This window comes from Streptomyces sp. NPDC020884, from assembly GCF_044333935.1.
Lineage (GTDB): Bacteria > Actinomycetota > Actinomycetes > Streptomycetales > Streptomycetaceae > Streptomyces.
Genome location: NZ_JBIRRY010000002.1, coordinates 136,199 through 150,995 on the forward strand (window position 1 = coordinate 136,199; position 14,797 = coordinate 150,995).

The 14,797-nt window shown below is 70.9% G+C and carries 14 protein-coding genes; 3 read left to right on the top strand and 11 right to left on the bottom strand.

The window, feature by feature from the left end:
- Nucleotides 1-73 precede the first annotated feature (73 nt).
- Nucleotides 74-1,030, top strand: a complete 957-nt coding sequence (locus ACH4UK_RS07460) for an LLM class flavin-dependent oxidoreductase (RefSeq protein ID WP_398355059.1) — start codon at nt 74-76, stop codon at nt 1,028-1,030.
- Nucleotides 1,031-1,127: 97 nt separating this feature from the next.
- Here the strand turns inward: ACH4UK_RS07460 and ACH4UK_RS07465 are convergent, their stop codons facing one another.
- From ACH4UK_RS07465 to ACH4UK_RS07480, 4 genes are all read right to left on the bottom strand, one after another.
- Nucleotides 1,128-2,546, bottom strand: coding sequence for a sugar porter family MFS transporter (locus tag ACH4UK_RS07465; RefSeq protein WP_398355060.1), 1,419 nt, complete (start codon nt 2,544-2,546; stop codon nt 1,128-1,130).
- Nucleotides 2,547-2,753: 207 nt separating this feature from the next.
- Nucleotides 2,754-6,782 (bottom strand): AAA family ATPase, encoded by a 4,029-nt coding sequence (locus ACH4UK_RS07470; RefSeq protein ID WP_398355061.1) that lies wholly within the window; start codon nt 6,780-6,782, stop codon nt 2,754-2,756.
- A gap of 300 nt (nt 6,783-7,082) precedes the next feature.
- Nucleotides 7,083-7,295 carry a hypothetical protein gene (locus ACH4UK_RS07475; protein ID WP_006127885.1) on the bottom strand — a complete coding sequence of 71 codons (213 nt, stop codon included), beginning with the start codon at nt 7,293-7,295 and terminating at the stop codon, nt 7,083-7,085.
- A gap of 437 nt (nt 7,296-7,732) precedes the next feature.
- Nucleotides 7,733-8,014 carry an acylphosphatase gene (locus ACH4UK_RS07480; protein ID WP_030085033.1) on the bottom strand — a complete coding sequence of 94 codons (282 nt, stop codon included), beginning with the start codon at nt 8,012-8,014 and terminating at the stop codon, nt 7,733-7,735.
- Between the two features lie 231 nt (nt 8,015-8,245).
- Between ACH4UK_RS07480 and ACH4UK_RS07485 the strand changes: the two genes are divergently transcribed.
- Entirely contained in the window at nt 8,246-9,193 is a 948-nt protein-coding gene (locus tag ACH4UK_RS07485; RefSeq protein ID WP_398355062.1) for a CAP domain-containing protein, read from the top strand.
- A 110-nt stretch (nt 9,194-9,303) separates the two neighbouring features.
- A complete protein-coding gene (locus tag ACH4UK_RS07490) occupies nt 9,304-9,690 on the top strand; it encodes a winged helix-turn-helix transcriptional regulator (protein ID WP_398355063.1) in 387 nt (128 codons plus the stop codon).
- Here the strand turns inward: ACH4UK_RS07490 and mutM are convergent.
- The 7 genes from mutM to rsmD form a co-directional block, all read right to left on the bottom strand.
- Entirely contained in the window at nt 9,663-10,523 is an 861-nt protein-coding gene (gene mutM / locus ACH4UK_RS07495; RefSeq protein WP_398355065.1) for a bifunctional DNA-formamidopyrimidine glycosylase/DNA-(apurinic or apyrimidinic site) lyase, read from the bottom strand. The genes ACH4UK_RS07490 and mutM overlap by 28 nt on opposite strands.
- Before the next feature lie 130 nt (nt 10,524-10,653).
- On the bottom strand, nt 10,654-11,478 hold the full coding sequence (gene rnc / locus ACH4UK_RS07500; protein WP_118905841.1) for a ribonuclease III: 825 nt from the start codon (nt 11,476-11,478) through the stop codon (nt 10,654-10,656).
- A 19-nt stretch (nt 11,479-11,497) separates the two neighbouring features.
- Nucleotides 11,498-11,671, bottom strand: coding sequence for a 50S ribosomal protein L32 (rpmF, locus tag ACH4UK_RS07505; RefSeq protein ID WP_003965982.1), 174 nt, complete (start codon nt 11,669-11,671; stop codon nt 11,498-11,500).
- A gap of 2 nt (nt 11,672-11,673) precedes the next feature.
- Nucleotides 11,674-12,249: a YceD family protein gene (locus ACH4UK_RS07510; RefSeq protein WP_398355699.1), complete on the bottom strand. Its 576-nt coding sequence runs from the start codon at nt 12,247-12,249 to the stop codon at nt 11,674-11,676.
- A gap of 253 nt (nt 12,250-12,502) precedes the next feature.
- Complete coding sequence (locus tag ACH4UK_RS07515; protein WP_398355066.1) at nt 12,503-13,603, bottom strand: ATP synthase F0 subunit B; 1,101 nt, start codon at nt 13,601-13,603, stop codon at nt 12,503-12,505.
- 99 nt (nt 13,604-13,702) lie between these two features.
- Complete coding sequence (gene coaD / locus ACH4UK_RS07520) at nt 13,703-14,182, bottom strand: pantetheine-phosphate adenylyltransferase (protein WP_398355700.1); 480 nt, start codon at nt 14,180-14,182, stop codon at nt 13,703-13,705.
- A 26-nt stretch (nt 14,183-14,208) separates the two neighbouring features.
- A complete protein-coding gene (rsmD, locus tag ACH4UK_RS07525) occupies nt 14,209-14,793 on the bottom strand; it encodes a 16S rRNA (guanine(966)-N(2))-methyltransferase RsmD (protein ID WP_398355068.1) in 585 nt (194 codons plus the stop codon).
- Between the last annotated feature and the right edge of the window lie 4 nt (nt 14,794-14,797).

A 14,797-nucleotide genomic window follows, 5' to 3' on the forward strand; every position in this document is an offset into this window, starting at 1 on the left:
CCCTACACTTCTGACGCTTCGTCAGCTACGGTGCCGCCGCCCGCCCTGCCCGCCCGGCGAAGGGATGCCCCTGATGGCCTTCACAGTGGTCCGGTTCAATCTCGTCGATCCCGAAGCCACCCCCGTATCGCTCTCGGCCCGCTATCGCACCGCCCTGGAGATGGCGGCGTACGCGGACGAGCACGGTGTCGACACGGTGCAGACCGAGGAGCACCACGGGGTGGCGAACTCCTGGCTGCCCTCCCCGTTCACCTTCGCCGGAGCGGTCTTCGGCGCCACCCGCCGGATCGCGGTGACCGTCTCGGCGATCATCGGGCCGCTGCACGATCCGCTGCGTCTCGCGGAGGACGTCGCCGTGCTGGACCTGCTGAGCGCGGGCCGGCTGGTGACGGTCGCGGGGATCGGCTACCGCCCCGAGGAGTACGAGCGGGCCGGGGTCGAGTGGGGGCGGCGCGGCAGGCTCCAGGACGAGCTGCTGGAGACGCTGCTCGCCGCGTGGACCGGGGAGCCGTTCTCGTACCGGGGCCGTACGGTCCGCGTCACCCCGCGTCCGTACACGCACCCGCACCCGATGCTGCTGGTCGGCGGCAGCTCGCGGGCGGCGGCGCGGCGGGCGGCCCGGCTGGGGCTGCCGCTGTTCCCGAGCGCGCATCTGCCGGAGCTGGAGGCGTACTACCACGAGCAGCGCGCGGAGCACGGGACGGACGGCTTCTGCATGATGCCCGCGGAGCGCACTCCGCTGCTGCATGTCTCCGAGGACCCGGAGCGGACCTGGGCGCTGTACGGCGAGCACCTGCTGCACGAGGCGCGGACGTACGCCTCCTGGCAGTCCAAGGACATCCGCTCGGCGGTGCGCTCGTCGGCGGCGACGGTGGCGGAGCTGCGCGCGGAGGGGGTGTACCGGATCGTCACGCCGGACGGACTGAAGGCCCTGGAGGCTCAGAGCCTGGTGCTGCATCCGCTGTGCGGCGGGATGCCGGTGGAGGAGGGGTGGCGGAGCCTGCGGCTGTTCTGCGAGGCGACCGTCTGAGACGCCCGGGACGCCGCCGCCCCGGCTCGGGTGAGCCGGGGCGGCGGGACGGGGAGCGGGGCGGCGGAGACCGGGGCGCCCGGCCGAGCGGCGCCCCTCAGCCCATCTCCTCCAGCGTCTTGCCCTTGGTCTCCTTCACGAATTTCAGCACGAAGGGGATCGAGAGCACGGCGAAGCAGGCGTAGATGATGTACGTCCCCGAGAGGTTCCAGTCCGAGAGGCTCGGGAAGCTGGCGGTGATCGCCCAGTTGGCGATCCACTGCGCGAAGACGGCGACGCCGAGGGCGGCGGCGCGCAGCCGGTTCGGGAACATCTCGCCCAGGAAGACCCAGACGACGACACCCCACGACAGGGCGAAGAAGAGCACGAACGTGTGGGCGGCGATCAGGGCCACGGCGCCCTGGGTCTCGGGCAGCTTGCCGTCGACCAGGTCGGCGGAGAAGGCCCAGGCCTCGACGGCGAGCGCGAGGGCCATGCCGATGGAGCCGACGAGGGCGAGCGGCCTGCGGCCCACCCGGTCCACCAGCACCATCGCGATCACCGTGCCGATGATGTTGATGATCGAGGTGGTGAACGAGTAGAAGAACGAGTCGGTCGGGTCGACGCCGACGGACTGCCACAGCGTCGCCGAGTAGTAGAACGCGACGTTGATGCCGACGAGCTGCTGGAACATCGAGAGGCCGATGCCGACCCAGACGATGGGCAGGAAGAAGAAGCGGTTGCCGAGCAGGTCCTTGAAGGAGGACTTGTGCTCGCTGTGCATGGCCGTCTCGATCTCGGCCACGCGGGCATCGAGGTCGATCTTGTCGCCCTCGACCTCTTCGAGGATCTTGCGGGCCTCGACCTTCCTGCCGACCGAGATGAGGAAGCGCGGGGACTCCGGGATGGCGAAGGAGAGCAGCCCGTACAGGACGGCCGGGATCACCATCACGCCGAGCATCCACTGCCAGGCCTCCAGCCCCAGGATCTCGCCGCGCTGGTCGCCGTCGGCGATCTGGAGGACGGCGTAGTTGACCAGCTGGGAGATGGCGATGCCGATGACGATCGCGGCCTGCTGGAACGAGCCGAGCCGGCCGCGGTAGGCGGGCGGGGAGACCTCGGCGATATAGGCGGGGCCGATCACGGAGGCCATGCCGATGGCGAAGCCGCCGATGACGCGCCACATCGCCAGGTCCCAGAGCGCGAACGGCAGCGCGGAGCCGATCGCGCTGGCCGTGAAGAGCACCGAGGCGATCTGCATACAGCGGATGCGGCCGATCCGGTCCGCGATCCGGCCGGCGGTCGCGGCGCCGATCGCACAGCCGATCAGCGCGATGGCGATGACCTGGGCGAGGGTTCCGGAACCGATGTCGTACCGGTCGCGGATCGCCTCGACGGCCCCGTTGATGACGGAGCTGTCGTAGCCGAAGAGAAAGCCGCCCATCGCCGCGGCCGCGGTGATGAAGATGACATGGCCGAGGTGGTCCGGATGGGCCGCTCGGGCCCCGGACTCGGGTCCGTTCGCTGTGCTGGTCACGTGAACTCCTGATGCCTGGCCGCAAGTCAGACGTGGGGGGGGTGAGCCTTCCCAGTGGGGCACAACATCTGGCCCGCCACCACTTGAAGGTGAAATCAACTTTGCAGAGGTTATGCGTTCAAGAAACGAAGTCAAACAGCGGGTCCAGCCCCGTGTACCCCAGAGCGCACCAAAGGTGCGTTGAACCTCTGATGATTCGGTAAAGAGTCAGCGCAGCCGCTGGCTGATGACCTTCGAGACCCCGTCGCCCTGCATGGACACGCCGTACAGCGCGTCGGCGACCTCCATCGTCCGCTTCTGGTGCGTGATCACGATCAGCTGGGAGCTCTCCTGGAGCTCCGCCATGATCCGGATCAGCCGCTGCAGGTTGGTGTCGTCGAGCGCGGCCTCGACCTCGTCCATCACGTAGAACGGACTGGGCCTGGCCTTGAAGATCGCGACCAGCAACGCCACGGCCGTCAGGGACCGTTCGCCGCCCGACAGCAGGGAGAGCCGCTTCACCTTCTTGCCCGGCGGGCGCGCCTCGACGTCCACTCCGGTGGCGAGCATGTTGTCCGGGTCGGTCAGGATGAGCCGCCCCTCACCGCCGGGGAAGAGCCGCGAGAAGACGCCCTCGAACTCGCGGGCGGTGTCGCGGTAGGCCTCCGTGAAGACCTGCTCGACCCGCTCGTCGACCTCCTTGATCACCTGGAGCAGATCGGCCCGGGTCTTCTTCAGGTCCTCGAGCTGCTCGGAGAGGAACTTGTGCCGTTCCTCCAGCGCCGAGAACTCCTCGAGAGCGAGCGGATTCACCTTCCCGAGTTGCTGGTACGCCCGTTCGGCCGACCGCAGCCTCTTCTCCTGCTCGGCCCGCAGATACGGCTTGGGCTGGTTACGCGGATGCTCCGGGTCCTCCGGCAGTTCCTCGCCCTCCGCGGCGGGCGACGGCGGCACGAGCTGGTCCGGGCCGTACTCCGCGGTCAGCCCCGCGGGCTCCACGCCCAGCTCCTCCAGGGCCTTCGTCTCCAGTTGCTCGATCCGCAGCCGCTTCTCCGCGCCCAGCACCTCGCCCCGGTGGACCGAGTCGGTGAGCTTGTCCAGCTCGCCCTTCAGCCCCCGGCCCCGGTCGCGCTCGACGGCCAGCTCGCGCTCCCGCTCGCCCTTCGCCGCCTCGGCCGAGGTCCGCTCCTGGTCGGCCCGCACCAGCGACACCTCGACGTGCGCCAGCAGCTGGCGGGCCCCGGAGGCGACGGCGGCGGCGACCTCGGCCTCGTACCGCAGCCGGGCCCGGCGCTGTTCGGCACGGGTACGCGCCTCCCGCTCGGCGCGGGCGGCCCGGTCCAGCGAATCGGCGCGCCCGGCCAGCGCCTTGACCCGCTCCTCATGCGTACGGGCCTGGAGCCGGGCCTCCATCTCGGTCTGGCGGGCGTTGGCCCCGTCGGCGGCGAGCCGGTCCCGCACGGCGGTGTCGGGCTCCTCCTCGACCGGGGCCTCCTCGGCGACCAGCAGCCGCTCGGCCAGCTCCTCGGCCTCCTCGGTCGCCCGCTCCAGGGCCTCCTGGGCACGGGCGGCGGACGCGGTCATCCGCTCGGCCTCGCCCGCCGCCCCCCGGGCCTGTCCGGCGAGCCGGCCGAGCTGCTGGGCGAAACCGGACTTCTCCCGCTCGGCCGCCCGGCGGCGCTCCCCCAGCTCCTCGACCAGCGCGGTCTGCTCCGTGCGCCGCTCCCCCGCCAGGCGCTGGGCCCCGGCGAGCTCCTCGCACCGTACGGCGAGGTCGGCCAGTTCGGCGGCGGCCTCGTCGACGGAGGCCTGCACCTCCAGAAGGCTGGGCGCCCCGGCCGACCCGCCGTGCGCGAAATGGGCGGAGAGCACATCGCCCTCACCGGTCACCGCGATCACCCCGGGATGCGCGGCAACCAGCTCCTCGGCGTCCTCCAGCGTCCCGACGACCACCATGTCCTGTACGAGCCGGCGTACGGCCCCGACCAGCGCGGCGGGCCCGCGCACGAGGTCGGCGACGGCGGGCGCGGCGAGGACGGTGGCCCTCTCGGCACGACCGCGCGGCAGAACGACGGCGTCCGGTCCACCGGGCACGGGCTGCACGGCGGACGCGGATTCCGGGCTGCTGTGAGCACCGAGCTGCGCGGGGAGGGGGGCGGAGGGGGTCGGGCCCGAGGCGGTCGGAGCGGCGGAGACGGTCGAAGCGGAGGCGGGCGGGGCGGAGGCGGCGGTTGGGCCCGAGGCGGACGGGCCGGCGGAGACCGGCGGGCCGGAGGCGGATGAGCCCGAGGCGGCGGACGGGCCCGACGCGGACGGGCCGGCGGAGACCGGCGGGCCGGAGGCGGTCGTGCCGGCGGAAGCGGACGGTCCGGACGGTCCGGACGCGGACAGACCCGACGCCAACGGGCCCGACGCACCGGAGACCGCAGGTGCGCCGGCGCTCGCCGGACCGGTCCCGCGCGTCTCCTCGCGCACGCTTACGTGCTCGCCGGACTGCTCCGGTACGTGAGGGGGCCCGGCCTCCGGAGCGCCGGCGGCCACCGCGCCCAGCAGCATCGCCGCGCGCCCCGCGTCCCGTTCGCGCAGCAGCCGGATCGCGTCGGCGGCCGTGGCCGGGTCCGCGACGGCCACCGCGTCCGCCGCCGTGCCAAGGGCGGCCGCGACCGGGACCTCGTACCCGGGCTCGACGGTCAGCAGTTCGGCGGCCGGGCCGAGGAGTCCGGCCAGCCGGTCCCGGGCCCCGAGCAGCGCCCCCGTGCCGTCCTTGCGGCGCAGCCCCAGGGCCAGCGCCTCGTGCCGGGCCTGGACCGCCGCCCGCCTGCGCTCGGCGGCCGTGGCCTGCTCACGGGCGGCGCTGTGCGCGGACTGGGCCTCGGCGAGGGCTTCCTTGGCGGCCTCGTGGCGGGCGGTCAGCTCTTCATCGTCCGCGTCCAGGCCTTCGACCTCGGCCTTGAGCTGCTCGTACTCCTCCTGGGCGGTGACCGCGCGCTCCTGGGCCTCGTCGCGGGACGCGGCCAGCCGGTCGATCTCGGCCTGGGCCGAACCGGCCCGGCTGCGGGCCGCGTTGACCTGGCCGTTCAGCCGGGCGAGCCCTTCGCGCCGGTCGGCGATGGCGCGGGCGGCGTCCTTGAGGCGGCGCTCCTCGGCGGCCAGGTCGCGTTCCAGGTCGGCGCGGTGGGCGGCGGTGTCCTCCAGCGCGTGTTCGGCCGCCTCCAGGGCCGCCGTCAGTTCCGCCTCCTGCTCGCGGATCCGGGCGGCCTCGCGCTCCAGGTCCTCGGGGTCGCGGCCCCGGCGCTCCTCGGCGGGGGCCTCGGAGGCGCTGCGGACCCGGGCGTCGGCCAGCGAGATCGTGCCGCGGACCCGCTCGGCCAGCTGCGACAGCTCGTACCAGGTCTGCTGGGCGCGCTGGAGCCGGGGCGCGAGCCGGCGCACCTCGCCCTCCAGCTCGGCCTCGCGCGCGAGCGCCGTCCGCAGCTCGGCCTCGGCCGCGTCCTTGCGCCTCTTCAGCTCCGCCTCGTCGGCGATCTCCTCGCGCAGCGCGTCCCGCAGGGTCACCAGGTCGTCCGCGAGGAGCCGGAGCCGGGCGTCCCGCAGGTCGGCCTGGATGACGGCGGCCCGGCGGGCGACGGCGGCCTGCCGGCCGAGCGGCTTGAGCTGGCGGCGCAGTTCGTCGGTGAGGTCCTGGACCCGGGCCAGGTTGGCGCCCATCGAGTCCAGCTTCCGCAGCGCCTTCTCTTTCCGCTTGCGGTGCTTGAGCACGCCCGCCGCCTCCTCGATGAAGGCCCGGCGGCCCATCGGGTCGGCGTGCAGCACGGAGTCCAACTGGCCCTGCCCGACGATGACGTGCATCTCGCGGCCGATGCCGGAGTCGGAGAGGAGTTCCTGGATGTCGAGCAGCCGGCAGGTGTCGCCATTGATCTGGTATTCGCTGCCGCCATTGCGGAACATGATCCGAGTGATCGTCACTTCGGCGTACTCGATGGGCAATGCGCCGTCGGAATTGTCGATGGTCAGCGACACTTCGGCGCGACCGAGCGGGGGCCGCCCGGTCGTCCCGGCGAAGATCACGTCTTCCATCTTGCCGCCGCGCAGGGATTTGGCTCCCTGTTCCCCCATGACCCAGGAGAGCGCGTCCACCACATTGGACTTTCCGGAGCCATTGGGACCGACGACGCAGGTGATCCCCGGTTCGAACCGCAGGGTGGTGGCGGACGCGAACGATTTGAAACCACGCAGGGTCAGGGCCTTGAGGTGCACGCCGCCGGACTCTACCTTTCGCTCTCGGTTTCGCTGATGAAGGTGCAGGGCACATCAGACGGTAAGCGAAGGCCGGTAGGTCCGGGGTGGGGGTCGGGCAAAGAAAAAGGGACGCCGAAGCGTCCCTGTGAATCTTGTTGCGGTCCTGCGCGGCGCATCGCAGACGACCGGACAACGACGTCCCCGGTGCTGAGGGGACTCCGGTGTTCGGAGACGGCGATCCGTGACGCAGGACGAATCAGAGGTGTTCCGAGGCTACTGAGCGTGCCCGGCCCGACCGGCCCGAAGGGGCCGCTGTGGTCAGGTCAGTGCAGGCTCGCCCTGGGGTACGTCGATGTCGATGCTGTCGAGCAGCGACTCTTGGTGCTGAGCGGCGGCGTTGAGCGCGTCGTTCTCGTCCTGGATCCTGGTGAGCTCGGATTCCAGGTCCTGGACGCGCTGCTGGAGCCGTCGCATCTCGGCGAGGAGTCGCGGGTCGGAACCGCCGACGTAACCGAGAAGCGCCTTTGCCATGATGGATGGTCCTCCACAATGAGTGACCGACCGATGCGGTGTGGGTCGTCAGGGGATCGCACCCGCGGTGCTCGGCAGGACTCTGTCATCACTGCGGTTCGCTGCTAATCAGCTCTACCGAACAGCTAAGGTGCGCGGGGTTTTCAGCGTCTCACCAAAAAGTTTGACGGTCAACACGATCACACCCCGTGTACCCGGGCGTCCCGAGGGTGCGCGGCCGGACGATCATGCGGCGCGACTCTTCTGCGGGACCCCGAGGGGCGTGCGGATCTTCGTCAATGCCGCAGCCTTGCACGACATGCCGCATCTGGCAACCATCGGCCGCCGTCAGGTCCCGTCGCAGGTCATTTCGGGTGCGGGGCACGAGGAGACGTACCGGTGACCGTTCGGCGCGCGGCGTTCACCGAGCGGATCCGAGGAGCAGGGCGGGGGCGGGATCAGCGGATGGCGAATCCGTCGTATCCACCGCGCGGGGTGTCCCAGATCTCAGTGACTCCGTCCACGCGCCCGGGTGTGTCGTCGGACCGCAGCCAGTCCAGCAGACGGTGGCAATTCTCACGCGACCCTTCGGCCACGATCTGCACCCTGCCGTCGTCGAGATTGAGGGCGAACCCGATGAGCCCGCCGATCTCCAAAGCATTTGCCCTGGTGAACCAGCGGAAGCCTACTTGCTGTACTCGGCCGCGTACCCAGACGACGAGGCGCGCTTCTTCGTTCATACCCGAACGCTAACGGGCCAATTGCTCGCGAAGCACGTCGCCCCCTTTCACCCATGGGCTACAGTCCCGTCGCAACAGCCTCACTCGATCGGGTGAGTATCGGACGGGCGTCGACGGAAAGTCGATCAAGGAGCATTCGCTCCGCCGCGACCGAATTCGATCGAAGAGGCGGTCAACGGGGCAGTCGAGTGACGTCACCACGGCGTCCGGAGCATCAGGAAGGCACAGCGCATGGGACGCCATCGACGATCCGCCGCAGGCCCCGCCGCTGAAGAACCCGCGGCCGGGGCCGGTTTCCGGCACCGGGGCACGCGCCGCAAGAGGTCCGCCGTGCCCCTGCGCACCGGGCTCCTCGGCGTCTCGGCGGCCGTGGCCGTCGGCGCGGTCGCCGTCGCCTCGGGTCTGATCCCGGGCGGCGACACCTTCACCTCCGGCAACACCACCGCCGCCGACCAGGTGCGCACCGGTGGCGCTCCGGACCTGCTGACGCAGGGTGGCAGCTCCACCGAGCCGGCCGACCGGTCCTCCTCCCCCACCAGCCGGGGCAGCGAGCGCCCGGAGACGCCGAGCGGGACTCCGTCGAAGACGCCCTCCAAGACGCCCTCGGCCTCGCCCTCGAAGACGCCGTCGAAGTCGGCCGCGCCCTCCACGTCGAAGAAGCCGGCCGCCACCCCGTCGAAGAAGTCGAAGGCGCCCACCTCGGCCCCGAAGAAGAGCACCGCCCCGGCGAGCAAGGCCCCGGCGCCGCCGAAGACCTCCACCGCCCCGCCGCCCAGCAAGAAGCCGACCCCTTCCCCGACCGACGCCTCCGCACGCAGCGAGGTGCTGGCCCTGGTGAACCAGGAGCGGGCGAAGGTCGGCTGCTCACCGCTGTCCACCAGCGCCCCGCTGACCTCCCTCGCCCAGAACTTCAGCGAGGACATGGCGGCCCGCGGCTTCTTCGACCACACGGACCCGGACGGCGACACCCCCTGGGACCGCGCCGCACAGGCCGGCGTGCAGGGGCTCGCCGCGGAGAACATCGCCCGCGGCCAGGCCGACGCCCAGGCCGTGATGGAGGGCTGGATGAACAGCGAAGGCCACCGGGCGAACATCCTCAACTGCGACTACAAGACCATCGGCATCGGCGTCCACGAGGGCTCCGGCGGTCCGTGGTGGGTCCAGAACTTCGGCTTCTGACCCACCGTTCCCGACCACCGCCCGGGACCGCCTCCCGACGGTCCCACCGACCACTTACTCCCGCGCAGCGCTCCCTCGGGGTGAGCACTGCGCGGGAGTAAGCTTGTTGCATGGACAGCGATACGGACCGCCTCGCGTTCGACGTCTTCTCCCGGGAGTGCCCCTCGCGCTCGACGCTGGAGCACGTCACCGGGCGCTGGGGCAGCCTGACGCTGGGCGCCCTGTACGAGGGAAGTCTCCGGTTCAACGAGCTGCGCCGCCGGGTCGACGGGGTCAGCGAGAAGATGCTCTCCCAGACCCTGCACGCCCTGGAGCGGGACGGGCTCGTCCTGCGGGAGGCCCAGCCAGTGAACCCGCCCCGGGTGGACTACGAGCTCACCCCGTTCGGGCGCGAGGTCGCCGGGCGGCTTCTCGGGCTGATCCAGTTCGTCGAGGGGCGGATGGACGACGTGCTGTCCGCCCGTACGCGTTACGACGAGGCGCGCGGCGGCCGCTGACAGCGCGGGCAGTAGTAGCTGGAGCGGTTCATCCAGGCGCGGCGGCGCATCGGGGTGCCGCACCGGTGGCAGGGCTCGCCCTCCCGGCCGTACGCGTCGAGCGACCGGTCGAAGTAGCCGGACTCGCCGTTCACGTTGACGTACAGGCTGTCGAAGCTGGTGCCGCCCTGGGCGAGCGCCGCGTTCATGACGTCCCGGGCATGGCCGAGCAGCTCGGCGGACCTGGGGCGGGTCAGGGTCGCGGTCGGCCGGTCGTAGTGCAGCTTGGCGCGCCAGAGCGCCTCGTCCGCGTAGATGTTGCCGACGCCGCTGATCAGCGACTGGTCGAGCAGGGCGCGCTTGACCGTCGTACGGCGCAGGCGCAGCGCGGTGTGGAACGCGGCGTCGTCGAAGAGCGGGTCGAGCGGGTCCCGGGCGATGTGGGCGATGGTGTCCGGCAGGCCGTCGGGGGTGTTGTCGTGCAGCGAGAGCCCGCCGAAGGTGCGCTGGTCGACGAAGCGCAGCTCGGTGCCGAGCGCGTCGTCGAAGCGCATCCGGATCCGCAGGTGCTTCTCGTCGGGCGCGTCCGCGGGCTGCACCAGGAGCTGTCCGCTCATGCCGAGGTGGCCCAGCAGCGAGGAGGCGGCCTCGTCGATGGGCACCCAGAGGTACTTGCCGCGGCGCATCGCCGTGCCGAAGCGGGCTCCGCGCAGCCGGGCGGCGAAGTCGACGCCGCCCGCGAGATGCCGGCGGACCGCGCGCGGGTGCAGGACCTCGACCTCGGTGACGGTGCGACCGCTGATCCAGCGCTCCAGGCCCCGGCGTACGACTTCGACCTCGGGCAGCTCGGGCACGACGCACTCCTCTGGACACGACGACGGCAGTAGACGCAGTAGACGGCAGTTCGGGAGCAGGTGGTGCGAGAGCTCCCAGGACAGGGGAAACCCCCCGGTGCACCTGGCACCGAGGGGTTCCCGTTTCGCTTCAGGCCGGAGCGGCGTCCGTGTTCGGCGACGGCTCGGCAGGGGTGTCGGCGGCCCCTCCGTCGGCCGCGGACTTCTCCGCGGCCTGCCGTGCCTCTGCGGCGGCGCTGATCTCGCGCCAGGCGGACTCGGCCGCCTGCTGCTCCGCTTCCTTCTTGCTACGACCGGTGCCGGTGCCGTACGAGACACCACCGACGCGAGCGGCAGCAGTGAAGGTCTTCTCGTGATCCGGACCGGTCTCCGTGACGAGGTACTCGGGGACTCCGAGGCTCTCGCTCGCGGTGAGCTCCTGGAGGCTGGTCTTCCAGTCCAGGCCGGCACCGAGGTTCGAGGACCTGTCGATCAGCGGGTCGAAGAGCCGGTGAACCAGCTCCGAGGCCGCACTGAGGCCCTGGTCGAGATAGACCGCGCCGATCACCGCTTCAAGGGTGTCGGCGAGGATGGAAGCCTTGTCCCGGCCACCCGTGCCCTCTTCACCGCGGCCGAGCCGGATGAAGGAGCCGAGTTCGAGGCCGCGGCCCACTTCCGCAAGTGCACGCGAGTTGACCACCGCGGCCCGCAACTTGGCCAGCTGGCCTTCGGGCAGATCGGGGTGGGTGCGGTACAGCGTGTCCGTGACCACCAGGCCGAGCACCGAATCCCCGAGGAATTCGAGCCGCTCGTTGGTGGGCAGACCGCCGTTCTCGTATGCGTACGAACGGTGGGTCAACGCACGCACCAGAAGGGCGGACTCGAGGTGATACCCGAGCCGCCCTTCCAGAAGCGTGTGGGACGAGGCTGTGTTGACGTTGTCTGCCTGCTTCTTGGCGCTGGACAACTCAGACATCGGGCCTCTCACCAGCCGCTCAGACCTCGAGGACCTGGCGCTTGTTGTAGGTGCCGCAGCTCGGGCACGCAATGTGCTGGAGCTTGGGCTCCTGGCAACGCTCGCACGAAACCAGGGTGGGGACCGCAGCCTTCCACTGCGACCGGCGGTGGCGCGTGTTGCTGCGCGACATCTTCCGCTTCGGAACAGCCACGGCTACTTCTCCTGCTTCTCGTCGACGCCCGGTTCGGCGCCGCCCATGTTGTCCTTCTCGCCGTCCTGATCGGTCTCGGCGAGTCCTTGCAGTGCCGCCCAACGAATGTCGAGGGCGTCGTGGTGGTGGTCCGGATTCTCGTCCAGCCTGATTCCGCATTCGGAACACAGACCGGCGCAGGTCTCCTTGCACACCGGCTGCATGGGCAGTGCGAGCACTACCGCGTCACGCAGCATTGACTCGAGGTCGAACAAGCCGTCCTCGAGGAAGAACCTGTCCTCGTCGTCCTCGGCGTCGTCGGCCGGTTCCGCCGCACTGCTGCGGCCCCGGTCATCGGCGTCAGGGTACGAGAACATTTCCTGGAAATCCGCGTCGACCTCTACGGTCAGCGGCTCCAGACACCTTACGCACTCCCCCTCGGCGGTTGCACGGGCGGTGCCTGTGACAAGCACCCCTTCCATGACCGATTCGAGGCGGAGGTCCAGCTCCACGGGTGCGCCTGCCGGCACGCCGATGACGCCGTCGATGCCCAGGACCGGTGAACCGGGTGCGTCCACCGAGCGGGTCAGCCGCTTCATGGCACCGGGACGCCGACCCAGCTCGTGCGTATCGAACACGAGGGGGTTGCGGTGGTCGAGGTGGCCGTTCAGGGCTTTTCCTGCTTTCGAATCATGGGTGTCGTGCTGCAAAGGAAGGGCCGTGGGCGGTCCGGAATCGCATCGTCCCGATCCATGGACGAAACGGGCAGCCGAGATCGCGGACCTATGTGCGACCGAGGATTCAGGATACTGGAAGGACCGCTCAGCACCCAATCGGACCAGCTCGCCGGGGTCAGCGGCCCTGTTCGTACCGGCGCAGCTGTTCCAGGTCGATCATGCCGGTGTCGAAGAGGCTGGTCTCGTCCAGCGCGCCGCCGCCCTGCTGATCGGGCGCCTGGGGCTGCTGCTGGGGCTGGGGCTGCCAGCCGTAGTCCGGCTGGGTCCCCGGCTGGGGCGGATACCCGTTCGGGTCGTAGCCCCCCTGCTGCGGGTAGGCCGCGTACGGGTCGGGCTGCTGCTGGTAGCCGTACGCGTCCTGGACGCCCTGCTGGAGCGGCTGCTCCTGGTAGCCGTAGGCCGCCGCCTGCGCGTAGCTCGGCTCGGCCTGCGGCTGCGCCGGGTACGCGGGCTGCTGGGGCGCCTGCTGCTGCTCCGGGGCGGAGTGCTCGGCGAGACCGGCCAGATAGTCGGCGTCGCTGGTGTGCCCCTGGCCGCCCGCGGCGTCCTGGGCGGCCATGTGCGCGCCGAGGTCGTCGCTGGCGACCCGGCCGAGCAGCTTCTGCCGGCCCCGGCCGACCGCCTCCAGGGTCTTGGCGAGAACGGCCTCGAAGGCGCCGAACTTGGCGTCGACGTACGCGTCGGCCCGCTGCCGCAGGGTCTCCGGGTCGGCGCTGCGCTCGGGGGCCTCGGCGAAGTCGGGGTCCTGGTAGCCCTGCTCGTCCAGGCCCTGACCGCGGCCGAGGAGCTTCTCGCGGCCCCGGTCCACCGAGCCGATGGTCTTGGTGAGGACGACCTCGAAGTTGGCGAGCTTGCTGTCGACGTAGTCGTCGGCCTCGGCCCGGACCTCCTCGGCCTCGCGGCGGGCCTCGGACAGGATCCGGTCGGACTCGCTCTGCGACTGGCGGGCGATCTCGGTTTCGGAGATCAGGGAGGCGCGCTGGGCGTGGGCGGACTCGATGATCCGCTCGGCCTCCTGCCGGGCCTGCTCGGCGAACTGCTCGTGGCCGCCGATCAGCTCCTGGGCATGGGCGAGGGAGCCGGGCAGCGCCTGGCGCACCTCTTCGAGCATGGCGAGCAGCTCGGCGCGGTTGACCACGCACGAGGCCGACATGGGCATGGATCGGGCGCTCCCGACCGCTTCGACGATCTCGTCGAGCTTCTTCTGCACGTCCACCGTGTGCTCGCCACTCTCTGCTGCTCTGTTGGAGACGGACGGGACGACTGTAAGGCCAGTCGGCCGCCGCCCGACACCTGCTGACGATCCGTCAGCGCCTCAGCGTTCGCCCAGGCGCTCCACGAGTGCCTCGTGGACGGCCGGCGGCAACAGGTGGGAGACGTCGCCGCCCCAGGTCGCCACCTCCTTGACCAGCGAGGACGACAGGAAGCTGTACGTCGGATTGGTCGGCACGAAGAGCGTCTCGACGCCCGAGAGCCCGTTGTTCATCTGGGCCATCTGCAGCTCGTAGTCGAAGTCGCTGACGGCCCGCAGGCCCTTCACGATCGCCGGGATCTCCCGCTGCTTGCAGAAGTCGACCAGCAGTCCGTGGAAGGACTCCACCTCGACGTTGCCGAAGTCGGCGGTGACCTCGCGGATCAGCTCGATCCGCTCGTCCACGGTGAACAGCCCCTTCTTGGACTGATTGATCATCACCGCGACGTGCACCACGTCGTACAGCTTCGAGGCTCGGCCAATGATGTCGAGATGTCCGTTGGTGATGGGGTCGAACGACCCCGGACAGACGGCGCGGCGCACTGTGATTCCCTCGCTCTCCGGTCCGGTCATCGTGCGTCTTCGCACGTAGCGGCGGCGCGACCGTACCAAAGCGTTCCCTCGCCGTAGCGACGGGACCGCAGTGGCTCGAATCCGGCGGGCCAGCCGAATTCTCCGCCCCGGGTGCTGCGTTCCACCGTGACGAGCGCATCGGCCGTGAGCCACCCCTGAGCACGGAGTGTGAGCAGGATCTCGCGAAGATCGTCATCGGTGACGGCGTACGGCGGGTCCAGGAAGACGATGCCGTACGGGTCGGCGGGCGCCGGACCTGTCACGATCTGCTCCGCTTTGCCGGTGCGTACCTCGGCGCCGGGCAGGCCGAGCGTCCGGACGTTGTCGCGGACGGTGCGGACCGCCTTCGGGTCGGCCTCGACGAGCAGGGCGTGGACCGCGCCGCGGGAGAGCGCTTCGAGGCCGACGGCGCCGGATCCGGCGTACAGATCGGCGACCCTGGCCCCCTCCAGGGTGCCGAGCAGCGCTCCCCAGGTGGAGAACAGGCCCTCGCGCGCCCGGTCGGAGGTGGGGCGGGTGCCGGTGCCGGGCGGTACGGCCAGGCGGCGTCCGCCGGCCGAGCCGGCGATCACGCGGGTCATGGGT